The following is a 13,846-nucleotide window of genomic DNA, read 5'->3' as shown; positions in this document are numbered from 1 at the left end:
TGTCGATTTCTAAATTATTAAGATGGTTTTTATACGTGGTTTATTGTGCTAAGGTTCCGGGTTTGTATCCTAATCTGGTAATAACGTCGTTACTTTTATCCAGACGGGAGCTGGCATAAAGCATCATTATCTGGCTATTCTTGTCGAAGATCATGTCAAGCTGACTGCTTTCAGCCACGGCCTGTACAGCCTTCGCAACACGCTCCTGAATCGGCTTTACCAATTTAATCCGCTGCTGATATAATTCGCCTTCAAAACCAAATTTCTGTCTCTGAAACTCCTTAGCGCTCTTTTCCTTCTCTACAATTTCTTCTTCGCGTCTTTTCCTCATATCAGGCGTAAGCAACACCTGGTCGGCCTGATACGCCTTATACAGCTTTTCTACTTCTGCAAGGCGATCGTCCACCTGCTTTTGCCATTGCTGCGATAAAGCATCAAGCTGCTTCTGAGCAGAATTATATTCAGGGATATGTTTCAGGATATATTCGCTATCCACATAGGCAAAACGTTGAGCAAATGCTGACAGCCCCGACACACAAATAAACGCGATAATTAACAGCAATTTTTTCATTCTATAACAATTTCTTTTTTACTGAAACGGATAAGTCTGGTACAAATTATCTTTCTATGAATCCTGACAATTTTAAAACACAAACTTATATAAATTTCTTAAAATCCTCCTCCTAATTGCTGAGCAATACTGAACTGGAATCTGCCTCCCGACTTCCTCAGCAGATTAGTACCGTCTGTTGCGTACACTTTGTCGAACCCGTATCCCCAGTCAATACCGAGTAAACCAAAGATAGGAAGAAATATACGTGCACCCACACCGGCAGACCTTCTCACGTTAAAGGGATTAAAGTCTTTAAACTGGTTCCAGGTATTACCGCCTTCCACGAAGGTGAGCATAAACACAGTGGCCTGCTGGCTGTTCATCAGCGGATATCTCATTTCAACAATATACTTGTTATAAATAGGACTTCCTGAATAACGGGCAACATTTGGATCATAGCCAAGAGGAGTTACGTTGTTATTCTCATATCCGCGCATGGCGATAACTTCCGAACCCTGCAGGTAATCAAAGCCCTGCATCCCGTCACCACCAAGCTTAAACCGCTCAAATGCTGACTGGCCCACGGCTTTGTTATACTGCCCCAGGAATCCGAACTGCGCCTGAGTCTTGAGGACCAGTTTACCCACAATGCGCTGATACCACTGCGCATCAAATTTCCATTTGTGGTACTCCGTGAAACGGTACTTATCCTGATCAACTGCAGTCTTGTAATTGACATTATTCAACAGCGAGTATGGAGGAGTGAGCTGAACAGTCAGTCGTATATGAGAACCTGAAGTTGGATAGATCGGCGCATCAACAGAGTTCCGGCTAAGCTCTTCGGTAAGGTTGAAGTTATAGGATGTACCCGTCTTAAAGAGGAACCCGGGATAGTTAGTCAGCTTATATTGCTGAAGGTTAATTGAGTGATTAAGCTGGAAGTAGTCATCCGGCCATTTCAAACGATTCCCCAGCGTAAAGGTAACACCGTTGAGTCTGATACGATATTTCTGTTCGTCGGTATATCTGTAATATCTCGCGTAGTCCTCGTTAGACGACAATGAAGTAAATGCACTCACGCCGAAATATACAGGCTTCTTCCCCCCAGCCAGGGCTCGGAGAATGAAAAACTGTACGACTGATAAGACTTTCCGTTCGTTTGACCTCTCACACTCAGTTTCTGGCCATCGCCTTTAGGAAGCGGCTTCCACTCTTTAAGATTGAAGAGATTCCTTGCTGAGAAGTTATTGAACGTAAGACCCAGTGTACCGATAATACGGCCGCCACCAAAACCACCTGAAAGCTCAATCTGGTCAGAAGGCTTCTCAGCCACCACGTATTCCAGGTCTACTGTACCGTCAGAAGGATTCGGGACCGGGTGCACATCCGTTTTGGTCTCATCAAAATTACCCAGCTGGGCAATTTCACGCGTAGTACGCACTACCAGTTCTTTAGAGAACTTCTGCCCAGGTTTGGTACGGATCTCGCGTCTTACCACCTTATCATTGGTGATGTCATTTCCCTTTATCGATACCTTGTTAATGGTGTACTGCGGCCCTTCGTATACTCTCAGCTCAACATCAATAGTATCTCCATAGATCTTTGTCTGAACCGGATCTACGTTAAACGTGAGATAACCGTTATTTAAATAAAGAGATGAAATGTCTTCGCCGTTCGGATTACCGCGAAGCCGCTTTTCTAATTTTTCCTCACTGAAAACGTTGCCCTTTTCAATTGCCAGAAGCTCGTTCAGCGCCTTGGTGGTGTAAACTGCATTACCAGCCCAGGTAACGTTACCAAAGTAGTATTTAGGGCCCTCGTGAAGTTTCATGTGGATATCCACTCTTCCGGTAGGCTTCTTAATTACGGTATCACTTATAATCTCCGCATCGCGGTAGCCCTTCGCCTGCATTTTGGCAACCAGGTTACGCTTATCCTCATCGTATTTATCCTGAAGGAATTTCCCTGAACGGAAGATATTGAAAGAAGAACGCTCCTTGGTTTTCTTCATGAACTTGCGCAGCTGCTTGGCCTTGAAGTCCTTATTCCCTTCAAATGAGATCTCATCAATCTTGGTCTTCGTCTTCTTGTCGACGTCGACGATCAGGATGACGTTATTCGCTTCAGATGTATCTTTTTTCTGCTCGTATTTCACCTCCGTGAAGAGGTATCCCTTCTCATGGAAAAACTTCTTGATGATGGCAGATGTTGTGCTTTTCAAAGCCTCGTTGACAATCTTGCCCGTCTTGTCTTTCAGCTTTTCCTTTATATCATTCGTTTCCCCCTTCTTCATTCCTCTGAAATCCATGCGGGTAAGGCGCGGGCGTTCTACAACTGCAATATTGAAAAGGATGGTGTCTTCTTTAACCTCTCCACTCAATTTCACATCGTCAAAAAGGCCCTGCTGCCACAGATATTTCACGGCATTCGCAGTAGCATCACCAGGCACGGTAATGCGTTCACCCTTAACAAGCTTGGATATTTGAATGAGAATATCTTTGTCGAGATACTGCGCCCCGGTAACGGAAACGCCGCCGACGATCAGTTCTTTAGGATTCAGATAACTTAATTCATCGCCCGACTGAGAACGCAACTGTAAACCTTGCTGAGGACGGCCACCAATTTGAGCCATTACAGCCGTAGTAGCAAAAACGAAAAGTACAATTATAAAAAACTTGTTCATTTATTCTTTTGACGTTGCTAAAATAACGCTATCAGTTGTTAAATTTTGTTAAAAGGAAATTTATATCTGCTCGCTGGTCAGACCGAACCTGCGTTCTCTCTTCTGAAAGTCGATGATCGCTTCAAAGAGATCTTCACGTCTGAAATCCGGCCATAACTTAGGTGTAAAATAGAGCTCGGCATAAGCAAGTTGCCAGAGAAGATAATTGCTGATCCTGTATTCTCCACTGGTGCGGATCATGAGTTCCGGGTCAGGAATTCCGGCTGTCGCCAGCTGACTGGCAAACACACCCTCATTAATATCTTCCGGCCTGATCTCGCCCTTTGCCGCCTGTGCCGCAAGTTTCCTTGCCGCCTCAACAATTTCCCATCTTGAGCTATAGCTTAAGGCCAGCGTCACCGTACTTGCTTTATTACCTGATGTTTTCTCTATCGCCTCCTGAAGCTTTTTATATCCCCTTGCTGGTAGCTGCTTTAAATCACCAATAGCATTTAAACGCACGTCGTTCTCCATTAGTGTCTTCGTTTCCTTATTTATTGTGGTGACCAGCAACTCCATCAGGGCGCTAACCTCCAGCTTCGGACGGTTCCAGTTCTCAGTTGAAAATGTATATAAAGTCAAGTATTTTACTCCGGCTTCCACTACCCCTTCAACAACATCTCTCACAGAAGTAACGCCACTCTGGTGGCCAAAAAAACGCATTTTTCCTTTCTCTTTTGCCCATCTGCCATTGCCATCCATAATAATAGCAATATGCTCGGGCAATCTGCTCCTGTCAATTTGTTCAAGTAAACCCATCGTTTGTCTAAGCCCAGTCAGGGCATTTGGGGGTCAAAGGTATAAAAAAGTTAACAATTGGCAATCCGGACTTCACATTGCAGCCAACATGCTGATCCTGTGTCCACTAGCGGACAGGAGGACATTTACTGCTCAGGAAAGAGTATGTGATGGTGATGCCGCCAAAGAAGTATGTGTCCCTGGGCCGGAAATCGCCGCGCTGTGTGTAGGGTGTATTTTTGTGTACTGACCGGTCGGATACCGCTTTCCTTACCGCGGTCTGAGGATCATTGGGATCGAGACCAGAAAAATCGGGATACCGGCCTCTTACATCGTCAAGATAATCGGTGAGCGCGGTCCTGTACCCTAGCTCAGCCCCTAAGGTCCATCGCCCCGCAACGTTGTACTTCACCCCTGCTCCATACGGAATAGAAATAGCATAACGACGATAGGGGTCTCCTAGATCCTGACCTTCAGTCGCCAGCGGAGCCAGATCAACGGTCCATTCTTTCCCGTTCACGTCCATATAATTTGTCCTTGGATTGAACACCACAATTCCCCCACCCGTGAAAAGATAGGGCGAGAACTTCTTTGCCGATAAGGATGGAATGTACTTAAAGAAATTGAATTCGAGTTTTAAGCCCAGCTCTGTAATACTGGAGAAAAAGCTTAGATTCCTCAGCTTCTGCTGAGGATTATCAGACAGGGAGTCGGCGGCGCTTATTTTACCATGGTTAACATCCACCCGCAAAGACCAGTAGCCATCAAAGTTCCTCCTTACAAATGCCCCATATCCGAGGTGGTTCATTTCGTACGGCTTCACAGGATTAAGATCTCCCATATATCCGCTTCCGCCGGCCAGCACCCCAACATCCCAGCTTTGACCATGACCCACAAAGGGGAAAGCCAGCATGAGCAGCAGCACCAGTATGCTATTTTTTCTTAAATCCATGTACAAGAGCGCTTCAGAAGTATCTGTGAAATTTATTATGTTATACTATTCCTTCGCCTAAAAGTTCCAAAAATTTCACAAAGAAGCAGAGGAACCACAATTAATAATTCCGCGTGTCAATGCCCCAGAGCATTTTATTACGTAAGGTGGATAAATAACTCTCATTATTAAGCCTCACCAGGTTCATATGGAAATCTGCCTTCCTGACGTTGAACTTGAGGGAACAGTCGATCACCTCCGTCCTTGAATCGAGCGAAAGCAGGTATTTCAGGCTTCGGCCCTCCAGCTCAAAACTGAGGGTATTCGAATCAGAGATCACCACCGGCCGCACATTCAGGTTGTGCGGTGAAATCGGAGTGATGACAAAATTTTCTGATTTCGGAAAAACGATTGGCCCGCCACAGCTCAGGGAATAGGCAGTTGAGCCGGTAGGCGTAGCTACGATCAGTCCGTCCGCCCAATAGGAATTGAGAAATTCACCGTTCAGATAGGCGTGTATGATCATCATGGCCGAATTGTCCCGACGATGCACGGTGAGGTCGTTGAGCGCGAAGTTCTCATCACCAAAAATAGCCTGATCAGCCTCCACCTTAAGAAGATCACGGCAGTCGAGCGTGTAATCGCGGTTAACCAGACTTGCTATTGCCGAGCGGATTTCCCCTTTGTTGATGCTTGCCAGAAAGCCCAGGCGGCCAAAGTTGATTCCGATAACAGGGATTCCCGAATCTCTGATCAGCGTAACCGTATCCAGCATGGTTCCGTCGCCCCCCAGGCTGATCATCACGTCTACCTCACCCTTAATATCATGATAGTTTCTGAACACGTCAGGCTTCTGTACCAAACGAACCTTGCCTGATATAAACCGGTTAAACTTCTCATAAACAGACAACTTCACATCAAATTCCCTCAGGCAATTAAACACTTCCTGAACGAACGGCAAAGTGGTGTTATTAAATTCCCTTCCGTAGATGGCGATCTTCATTGAGTTTGCTTTAACTTAAGAAAACGGACTTTGATATTGCTGCGGTACGATTAGACATTCTGTCCGGTTAAAAGCTAAGATAGTTCATCAGCTGATCGTACCGGTCAGCAGTACCACTATCATTTTGAATATCATTAAAGGTAGCAATCACATTGTATTCATACCGAAGGAAGGCAGAAACAATACCGGAGATATCGCTACGGTTCAGTTTAATGGTAATGTCGGTCCGGGTAGAGTCGACAAAAGAAGTAATATAGGAACTCAGTATGCGGGCATTATTTGACTCCACTATCTGGGCAATATGCGATAGGGAATTGTTCCGATTTGTCATCTCGAGGACAATGATCCCTCCCGGCTCCTTCATTGAGGTAATAGAAGCCATGTATTCCATCATGGTGTTAACAGAAACCACCCCAAGGTAATTCCTGTTCTCGTCAAGTACCGGCACAACACTCATCCTGCTTTCATAAAACAAGCGGATCACTTCGTAGATGTGCTGCCGGTGATCAACGAATATTCTATTCAAAGAAAGGCCTGTCTCCGAAAGGAGCAACGAGTAGTCCCTTACCTCAAATAAGTCTTCATCAGAAATGACGCCCAGGAACTGGCTTTCTTCTACCACCGGAAGGTGGCTGAGACGAAACTCAGCCATACGCTCCAGCACCTTCTGCACGCTGTCTGAAGGTACTAAAGGAGGTATTGCTTCTGATATAAGTTCCCTGGCTATCATACTTATTTTAATAAAACCCTGTCAAGAAAACGTTTGAGATGAACGTTGAATTCTTCCGGTCTCTCCATCATGGGGGCATGCCCGCACTTCTCTACCCAATTCAGTTCTGAGTTGGGCAGCAGGTTGTGAAACTCTTCCGCCACTTCAGGAGGAGTAACCTTGTCATCCTTTCCCCAGATCAGGCAAACCGGTATAGTGATCTTGTGCAAATCCTTTGCCATGTTGTGACGAATTGCCGATTTAGCCATCGCCAGGATCCTGATCACCCGGTTCCGGTCGTTCACAACCTGAAAAACTTCGTCTACAAGTTCCTTGGTGGCCATCGCCGGGTCATAAAAAGTAAAGGCAACCTTCTCCTTTATGAAATCATAGCTCTCACGCTTGGGGAAAGATCCGCCGAATGAGTTTTCATACAGACCAGAGCTTCCGGTGAGCACAAGAGCCTTCACATACTCCGGATTATTCAAAGTAAAGATCAGCGCCACGTGGCCGCCCAGCGAATTCCCCAGTAGATTAATATTTTTAAGCTGTTTGTGCTTAACAAACTTCAGCAAAAACTTGGCAAGAGTAGTAACTCCTGTCGTAAGTATAGGCAGCTCATAAATTGGAAGTAACGGAATTACTACCCGGTACTGAGACTTAAAAGTTTCGGTAACGTCTTCCCAGTTGCTCAAGGCACCAAAAAGGCCGTGAAGCAAAAGCAGGACATCCCCCTCTCCTTCTTCAATGTATTTAAATCCGTCTTCTTCTTTTATAGTATAACTCATAATTCTAAACAAATGCGTTTAGCTAATAAAAAGCATTCTCTTTAGGTTCATAAACAGAATAAAAGTACACTTTTCATAACCAAACACAATAAAGCGAAAGAAATAAAAACAATCAGGAAAGAAGTTGTTTGACCACTTCGGAAATAGTTTTTCCATCCGCCCTTCCTGCAAGTCCCTTATTTGCAGCGCCCATTACTTTCCCCATATCCTTTATGGAGGTGGCGCCCGTTTGTGCAATCACCCCTTTAACAAACTCAACTACCTGCTCGCGGTCGAGCTGACTGGGGAGGAATTCTTCAATTACTTCCAGCTCTTCCATTTCAATCTTGTAGAGATCTTCCCTATTCTGGGCCTGATAAATGTCGGCAGACTCTTTACGCTGTTTAGCCAGCTTCTGAAGCACCTTTACTTCTGCTTCTTCTGTTAAACTATCCGAAGCGCCCTTTTCAGACTTTGCCAGCAAAATAGCTGCTTTAATAGCCCGCAAACCACGCAGCCTCGCTTCGTTCTTGGCCAGCATGGCCGACTTTATTTCCTGATCAACTTTCTGTTGTAACATAACTTCTTAATGAAAATCTATATTTTTTCCCATTTATTGTCCTGAGCGTACGCCAAACTAAGCGTCTTTATGCCAGTAATAAGCCCCCGCTTGTGCCTTTGGCATAATCACAAGGTCGTTGATATTCACATGTGCCGGAGCAGATACAGCGTACCAGATCGCATCGGCGATGTCAGAAGCCACCAAAGGCTCATAACCCTGATAAACTTTTTTGGCCCGTTCAGTATCACCCTTAAACCTCACCTCCGAAAACTCGGTCTCAACGGCCCCGGGATGAATGCCTGTTACTCTGACGCCGTAAGGCAAAAGATCGATCCGCATCCCCTTGTTCAGTGAATCAACAGCATGCTTCGTTGCGCAGTACACGTTACCGTTCGCGTAGGTCTCCTTGCCCGCTATTGAACCCAAATTTACAATATGGCCCTGCTTTCTTTTCACCATCCAGGGTGAAACCGCGCGGGTAATATAGAGCAAGCCCTTCACGTTGGTATCGATCATCGTATCCCAGTCATCTGTATTTCCTTCGTGGATGGGATCAAGTCCCTGACTAAGGCCCGCATTATTGATGAGGACGTCCACTTGTTTCCATTCCTCAGGCAGGGCCTGAAGTTGCGACTCAACGTCTTTTTTATTTCGAACATCAAGTTCAATAGTACGAACCTGAACATTGAAACTACTACTAAGTTCGGCTGATAAGTGATTCAGTCTATCCTTCCGTCTGCCAGTAAGAATAAGATCATAGCTTTGAGAAGCAAATAACCTGGCACACGCTTCGCCGATTCCGGCAGTAGCTCCTGTTATAAGAGCAATCTTAGGCATATCCATTATTTTGGATGCGAAATTAAGAAATTAGTTTAGTTATTAGGGGATATAAACGGGATAATGATAAGGCCGCCCTTTTCACCAAACTACTCGAAAAACAGGCTGAACTGAATAGAACGCAGGAACAGTTTATCGATGGGTGTAGAATACGGTTCATTGCGACGATATAAAACATCGCCGAGCGATTGCGAGAACTTAATCTCAGGCGACATCTTAAAGTACTCAAAGTAAAGGTCAAACCCGATGCCTGCTTCATAAGAAAAGTAGCTCTTTTTATTCTTCAGGAACTTATTAAAATCGGTTGCGCTCTCGTCATCCAGCTTTTTCTTTGAGACGATATTCATGGAGTACTTTCCACCTGCCAGAAGATAGGCTCTGAAGTTCTGCCTGCGGTCAGACTTCAGCTTAAAGGCCAGAGGCATTTCAATCACCGTTGCCTCAACTTTTTTATTCACGATAGTCCGCCCGTCAGTCGGATACTCGTAGTTCATGCTGCGGTCTGAAAATACCAGTGTAGGAGTAAGACGCAAATTAAGGTGATTACCAAGCCGGAGATCACTCACAAACCCGATACCGAAACCCGGTTTCCCCTCCGAACTGACGCTGTACAGGGAATCGTCGAGTACACGTTCTTCCGTCGGAAGCTGATTAAGGCGTACATTCAAAGGCCGGCTCGGATCATAAAATGGAGTTCTCCAGTCCGCCTTTTTCAGCACCTTATACTCGGCATTGATATATTGAAAACTAAAACCAAAGTGAAGCACTTCATCGTCTACTCCGCCTCCCCAGTTTTCCTGCGCCGACGCCTGAAAACACAGCATACAAAGTCCTGCTGCAAGTGCCCCAATCAGTTTTCTCATTTTATACCCGTATAGATCGAACTAATCCCAAACGTTAACGACCTGTGTCTGGTTTGCTTGTATCCCACTTTTTCCATCAGCGAGGTAAATTCTTTCCCATCAGGAAAAGCAGCCACAGATTCGGGCAGATACTTATAAGCGGTATTATCCTTCGAGAAGATCCGGCCCAGGGTAGGCGTAATAGCGTTAAAATAGAAATTATAAAGCTGTTTAACCGGAAACACCCGCGGCTTAGAAAACTCCAGAACCACAATCCTTCCTCCCGGCTTCAACACGCGGAGCATATCAGAAAGCCCCTTCTCCAGATTTTCATAATTTCTCACCCCATAAGCAACGGTAATGGCATCGAAGGTATTATCATCAAACAGGAGCTTTTCAGAATCGCCCATGCGAACCTCAAACACACCACCCAGGCCCCTTTTGCTTATTTTCTCCCGGGCCACACTCAGCATCCCTTCCGATATATCAACCCCCACTACTTTTGCCGGTTTCAGCATACGAATGGCTTCAAAGGCAAAGTCGCCCGTACCCGTGGCAACGTCGAGCAGCAACTGAGGTTTGTCCTTCTTCAACTCACCGATAGCCTTCTTCCTCCAGATGATGTCTATTCCTAAAGACATGAAGTGATTCAGAAAATCATAGGTGCGGGATATCTTATTGAACATATCCGCTACCTGTTCTTTCTTTGACGAATTTTGGTCCTTATAAGGAGTTACGTGTTGTGGCATACCCTGCAAAGATACGAATATCCGCCAGTAAGGTTACGGCCGCAGGCAAACTATTCAGAACGTCAGGGCAAGGGCGCAAGCATCAGCTTTTCAACGATAGGCACATCAGCCGGCGCAAACTCAAAATCGCGCAGCGCGCTCCTGTCTACCCAAGCCGCCTCATCATGAACCGTCAGGTTCATCTCGCCCCCTTCAGCCGGCAGAAGAAAGCCCGCAGCAAAATCCGCTTCTCGGCATATGCGTGCACGTTCTCGGCAAAGAACCGGGTTACCTCTATCTCGTATCCAAGCTCCTCCAGTATTTCCCTCCTCAGGCAAGCTTCCTCGGTCTCTCCGGGCTCTACTTTTCCTCCCGGGAACTCCCAGAACCCTTCCTGCTGCTGCCCCTTTGCCCTCTGAGCAATCAGAATACCCGACTCGCTCAGGATGATCGCTGCTGCAACCCGTATTGCCATTCTTTTCCTCGTGATGATAAGAATACTTTCATTTAACTTTGTTCCAGAATCAAAGCCGCTAAGGTAAGGAGAAAACCACCTTCTTCCCCTGTCTTTATAACCAGATATACTTCAGAACCGGTCCTGACTATCTCTGCGTGCGGACTGAGTCCGGGTTGAGTGCGGGTTAACTCCGGTTTTTTCCTACCAAACCCGCAGTCACCCCGCTCTCAGTCCGCGAGCAACCCTAACGGGAAGCATTCCAGAAGAATGATAAGAGCGAAGCAGAATCATCACAGTTCCCCTGATAGCTGAAGCACGAACAGCCGGGTGCTTAGAAGGAGTGATCTTTTCTAACCGGGCACCGATCCTGATCGTTAAAGCATAAACAGCGGGCTGCCACTCTTTGGTGAGTAAAGGTAGCGAACCTTTCGTCTATATTTCTGCAGAAATTTGTTCCTTAAGTTTCCATCATTTAATATTGTGAAAACTCAATGACTAAATACTCTAAACAAACTCGCTTCCTGGTAGCCATAGACTGCGTAATATTCGGATTTGACGGAGAAAACCTCAAACTACTGCTGATACACCGCGGCATGGAGCCTGAAAAGGACAAGTGGAGCCTCATGGGAGGCTTTGTTCAGCCCGACGAAAGTACAGACGATGCAGCAGCACGCATATTAAAACAGTTAACCGGACTTGAAGGTGTCTACATGGAACAGCTGCGTGCCTTCGGCAATCCCAAACGAGATCCTATTGAACGCGTCATCAGTCTCGTTTACTCAGCCCTTATTGATATCCACAAATACAAAGAGCAGCTAAGCAATGACTATCAGCCGGAATGGTTCCTGCTGAAAGACATGCCCGATCTCATCTTTGATCATCAGCAAATGGTGAACGAAGCGCTAAAAAACCTTCGCTACAAAGCAGCACTTCATCCTGTCCTGTTCGAACTCCTGCCCGAAAGGTTTACCCTGCCGCAGCTTCAGGCCTTGTATACAGGCGTCTATGATGCCGAATTCGACAAGAGGAACTTCAGCAGAAAAGTCCTTTCAACAGGCCTTCTCATACGTCAAAAAGAGAAAGACAAAGAGAACTCCAAGAAGGGAGCGTTCTATTACATACTCGATAAATCGCAGTACAAAGACAAGTTCCAGTCCTTTCTGAATTTTGTGCCCAACCCCGATAATTTTCTTTTTTAAAAAATAATTTTTATTTAAACAGGAATTTCTATTTTTGAATCATTAAGTGTTATAAAGACACGAATGCCAATTATGATCTCAGACAGCTTTGTTATAGGAGTAGATTACGGAACAGATTCCGTACGCTCAGTAATTGTAAATACAAGTACGGGACAGGAAGTAGCTGCTTCCGTATTTTATTATCCACGTTGGAAAGAGGGTCGTTACTGCAATCCTGAGAAAAATCAGTTCAGGCAGCACCCCTTAGACTACATTGAAGGGCTGGAGCAGACCATAAAAAAATGTCTTCTTGAAGCGGGCGCAGAAGTAGCTGCAAAAGTAAAAGCAATTTCTGTTGACACCACAGGCTCTACTCCGGTAGCCGTTAACGAACAAGGGACACCGCTTGCTTTGCTGCCCGAGTTTGCTGAAAACCCGAATGCCATGTTCGTCTTGTGGAAAGACCACACCTCAGTGAGGGAGGCCGCAGAGATCAACGCACATGCTAAGAACTTCCCTACCAACTACCTGCAGTTTGTGGGCGGTATCTACTCATCAGAGTGGTTCTGGGCAAAGCTCCTTCATGTTTTCCGTAGCGACGACAAGGTGCGAAACGCCTGTGCTACCTGGGTAGAACATTGCGACTGGATCCCTTTCCTGCTGACAGGAGGAAATGACGCAAAACAAATCAAACGGGGCGTTTGCTCAGCCGGACACAAATCGCTGTGGTCAGAAGAATACAAGGGCTTCCCTCCCGACGAGTTCTTTAGCAGCCTCGATCCTTTGCTGAAAGGCTTCACATCAAAACTGCCTTCTGAAACATATACTGCTGCAGAAGCTGCAGGAACCATCAGTCAGGAATGGGCTTCCCGCCTTGGACTTCCCGCCGACGTGGTGATCGGGATCGGTGCTTTTGACGCGCATATGGGTGCCGTAGGCGGACAGATCGAACCTTACTACCTCAGCAAGGTAATGGGTACTTCAACCTGCGATATGCTGGTGGCGCCTGCAGAAGAAGTTAAAGGAACTCTTGTGAACGGAATTTGCGGACAGGTGAACGGATCCATCATACCTGATATGATCGGTATGGAAGCCGGACAATCGGCCTTCGGCGATGCCTATGCATGGTTCAAAAACGTATTACTCTGGCCGGTGAGGCAAATGCTTGCCCAAACCGACGTGGTAGATGCAGATACCGCAGCGAAGCTGGTAGCCGACATTGAAAAACGCATCATGCCGGAACTGGACAGGCGTGCAGGCCAACTCGAGCCTGAAGAAAACGGAGAATTCGCGATCGAGTGGCTGAATGGCCGCCGTACGCCCGATGCCAATCAGATGTTAAAAGGCGCATTCCTGGGCTTGGATCTGGGCAGCGATGCCATTAAGATGTACCGCTCGCTGGTAGAAGCCACCTGCTTCGGCGCCAAAAAGATTGTCGACCGATTCAAAGAGCAGGGCGTTCCGGTTAAAGGATTGATCGGACTCGGTGGTGTAGCTAAAAAATCGCCGTTCATTATGCAGATGATGGCCGATGTGATGGACATGCCGATCCGCATTCACAAGTCAGAACAGACCTGTGCCATCGGGGCAGCCATGTTTGCTGCTACCGCAGCTGGCATCTACCCGAAAGTTGAAGACGCAATGAATGCGATGGGTCAGGGCTTCGATGCTGAATATACCCCAAACCCTGAGCGCGTGAAGATATACGCCAGACGCTACGAACGTTACTCAGAAGCAGGTTCCCTCATCGAAGGATTGTATCTCGCAGAAGTAGCAGACGAAGTTTAGAGTTTAATGCTCGCGTTATCCCCCGCGCGGC

The 13,846-nt window shown here is 46.4% G+C and carries 15 protein-coding genes; 2 read left to right on the top strand and 13 right to left on the bottom strand.

Annotated features, from left to right (window positions below; genetic code table 11):
• Positions 1-40: 40 nt before the first annotated feature.
• The 13 genes from ACES2C_RS16040 to ACES2C_RS15980 all read right to left on the bottom strand — a co-directional run bounded on the left by ACES2C_RS16040 (position 41) and on the right by ACES2C_RS15980 (position 10,867).
• A complete protein-coding gene (locus ACES2C_RS16040) occupies positions 41-571 on the bottom strand; it encodes an OmpH family outer membrane protein (protein ID WP_374164083.1) in 531 nt (176 codons plus the stop codon).
• Between the two features lie 98 nt (positions 572-669).
• Positions 670-1,632, bottom strand: coding sequence for a BamA/TamA family outer membrane protein (locus ACES2C_RS16035; RefSeq protein WP_374164082.1), 963 nt, complete (start codon positions 1,630-1,632; stop codon positions 670-672).
• Entirely contained in the window at positions 1,629-3,236 is a 1,608-nt protein-coding gene (locus ACES2C_RS16030) for an outer membrane protein assembly factor (RefSeq protein ID WP_374164081.1), read from the bottom strand. Before ACES2C_RS16030 ends, ACES2C_RS16035 begins: the two co-directional genes overlap by 4 nt.
• A gap of 60 nt (positions 3,237-3,296) precedes the next feature.
• Positions 3,297-4,034, bottom strand: a complete 738-nt coding sequence (locus ACES2C_RS16025) for an isoprenyl transferase (protein ID WP_374164080.1) — start codon at positions 4,032-4,034, stop codon at positions 3,297-3,299.
• A 106-nt stretch (positions 4,035-4,140) separates the two neighbouring features.
• Positions 4,141-4,965, bottom strand: coding sequence for a DUF6089 family protein (locus ACES2C_RS16020; RefSeq protein ID WP_374164079.1), 825 nt, complete (start codon positions 4,963-4,965; stop codon positions 4,141-4,143).
• Between the two features lie 100 nt (positions 4,966-5,065).
• Positions 5,066-5,947 carry an NAD kinase gene (locus ACES2C_RS16015; RefSeq protein ID WP_374164078.1) on the bottom strand — a complete coding sequence of 294 codons (882 nt, stop codon included), beginning with the start codon at positions 5,945-5,947 and terminating at the stop codon, positions 5,066-5,068.
• A gap of 67 nt (positions 5,948-6,014) precedes the next feature.
• Complete coding sequence (locus tag ACES2C_RS16010) at positions 6,015-6,677, bottom strand: CBS domain-containing protein (protein ID WP_374164077.1); 663 nt, start codon at positions 6,675-6,677, stop codon at positions 6,015-6,017.
• A gap of 2 nt (positions 6,678-6,679) precedes the next feature.
• Positions 6,680-7,444 carry an alpha/beta fold hydrolase gene (locus ACES2C_RS16005; RefSeq protein ID WP_374164076.1) on the bottom strand — a complete coding sequence of 255 codons (765 nt, stop codon included), beginning with the start codon at positions 7,442-7,444 and terminating at the stop codon, positions 6,680-6,682.
• A 112-nt stretch (positions 7,445-7,556) separates the two neighbouring features.
• Positions 7,557-8,003, bottom strand: a complete 447-nt coding sequence (locus tag ACES2C_RS16000; protein ID WP_374164075.1) for a GatB/YqeY domain-containing protein — start codon at positions 8,001-8,003, stop codon at positions 7,557-7,559.
• A gap of 57 nt (positions 8,004-8,060) precedes the next feature.
• Positions 8,061-8,822, bottom strand: a complete 762-nt coding sequence (locus ACES2C_RS15995; RefSeq protein ID WP_374164074.1) for an SDR family oxidoreductase — start codon at positions 8,820-8,822, stop codon at positions 8,061-8,063.
• Positions 8,823-8,911: 89 nt separating this feature from the next.
• A complete protein-coding gene (locus tag ACES2C_RS15990) occupies positions 8,912-9,685 on the bottom strand; it encodes a porin family protein (RefSeq protein WP_374164073.1) in 774 nt (257 codons plus the stop codon).
• Positions 9,682-10,413 carry a bifunctional demethylmenaquinone methyltransferase/2-methoxy-6-polyprenyl-1,4-benzoquinol methylase UbiE gene (gene ubiE, locus ACES2C_RS15985; protein WP_374164072.1) on the bottom strand — a complete coding sequence of 244 codons (732 nt, stop codon included), beginning with the start codon at positions 10,411-10,413 and terminating at the stop codon, positions 9,682-9,684. The genes ACES2C_RS15990 and ubiE overlap by 4 nt, the downstream gene beginning before the upstream one ends.
• Before the next feature lie 178 nt (positions 10,414-10,591).
• Entirely contained in the window at positions 10,592-10,867 is a 276-nt protein-coding gene (locus tag ACES2C_RS15980; RefSeq protein ID WP_374164071.1) for a (deoxy)nucleoside triphosphate pyrophosphohydrolase, read from the bottom strand.
• 473 nt (positions 10,868-11,340) lie between these two features.
• Here ACES2C_RS15980 and ACES2C_RS15975 point away from each other — a divergent pair, with 473 nt between their 5' ends.
• Complete coding sequence (locus ACES2C_RS15975; protein ID WP_374164070.1) at positions 11,341-12,048, top strand: NUDIX domain-containing protein; 708 nt, start codon at positions 11,341-11,343, stop codon at positions 12,046-12,048.
• A 72-nt stretch (positions 12,049-12,120) separates the two neighbouring features.
• Positions 12,121-13,815 (top strand): ribulokinase, encoded by a 1,695-nt coding sequence (locus ACES2C_RS15970; protein WP_374166969.1) that lies wholly within the window; start codon positions 12,121-12,123, stop codon positions 13,813-13,815.
• Positions 13,816-13,846 lie beyond the last annotated feature (31 nt).

The organism is Arcticibacter sp. MXS-1, assembly GCF_041902385.1.
In the GTDB taxonomy this organism is placed as follows: domain Bacteria; phylum Bacteroidota; class Bacteroidia; order Sphingobacteriales; family Sphingobacteriaceae; genus Arcticibacter.
This window is presented reverse-complemented; position numbering and strand designations above follow the sequence as displayed.

Bases quoted from the DNA above. Each gene is read 5' to 3' on its own strand.
- ACES2C_RS16025 (WP_374164080.1), bottom strand. From the start codon at position 4,034: ATGGGTTTACTTGAACAAATTGACAGGAGCAGATTGCCCGAGCATATT.
- ACES2C_RS15995 (WP_374164074.1), bottom strand. From the start codon at position 8,822: ATGCCTAAGATTGCTCTTATAACAGGAGCTACTGCCGGAATCGGCGAA.
- ACES2C_RS16030 (WP_374164081.1), bottom strand. From the start codon at position 3,236: ATGAACAAGTTTTTTATAATTGTACTTTTCGTTTTTGCTACTACGGCT.
- ACES2C_RS15970 (WP_374166969.1), top strand. From the start codon at position 12,121: ATGATCTCAGACAGCTTTGTTATAGGAGTAGATTACGGAACAGATTCC.
- ACES2C_RS16010 (WP_374164077.1), bottom strand. From the start codon at position 6,677: ATGATAGCCAGGGAACTTATATCAGAAGCAATACCTCCTTTAGTACCT.
- ACES2C_RS15980 (WP_374164071.1), bottom strand. From the start codon at position 10,867: ATGGCAATACGGGTTGCAGCAGCGATCATCCTGAGCGAGTCGGGTATT.
- ACES2C_RS16005 (WP_374164076.1), bottom strand. From the start codon at position 7,444: ATGAGTTATACTATAAAAGAAGAAGACGGATTTAAATACATTGAAGAA.
- ubiE (WP_374164072.1), bottom strand. From the start codon at position 10,413: ATGCCACAACACGTAACTCCTTATAAGGACCAAAATTCGTCAAAGAAA.
- ACES2C_RS15975 (WP_374164070.1), top strand. From the start codon at position 11,341: ATGACTAAATACTCTAAACAAACTCGCTTCCTGGTAGCCATAGACTGC.
- ACES2C_RS16020 (WP_374164079.1), bottom strand. From the start codon at position 4,965: ATGGATTTAAGAAAAAATAGCATACTGGTGCTGCTGCTCATGCTGGCT.
- ACES2C_RS16015 (WP_374164078.1), bottom strand. From the start codon at position 5,947: ATGAAGATCGCCATCTACGGAAGGGAATTTAATAACACCACTTTGCCG.
- ACES2C_RS16040 (WP_374164083.1), bottom strand. From the start codon at position 571: ATGAAAAAATTGCTGTTAATTATCGCGTTTATTTGTGTGTCGGGGCTG.
- ACES2C_RS16000 (WP_374164075.1), bottom strand. From the start codon at position 8,003: ATGTTACAACAGAAAGTTGATCAGGAAATAAAGTCGGCCATGCTGGCC.
- ACES2C_RS15990 (WP_374164073.1), bottom strand. From the start codon at position 9,685: ATGAGAAAACTGATTGGGGCACTTGCAGCAGGACTTTGTATGCTGTGT.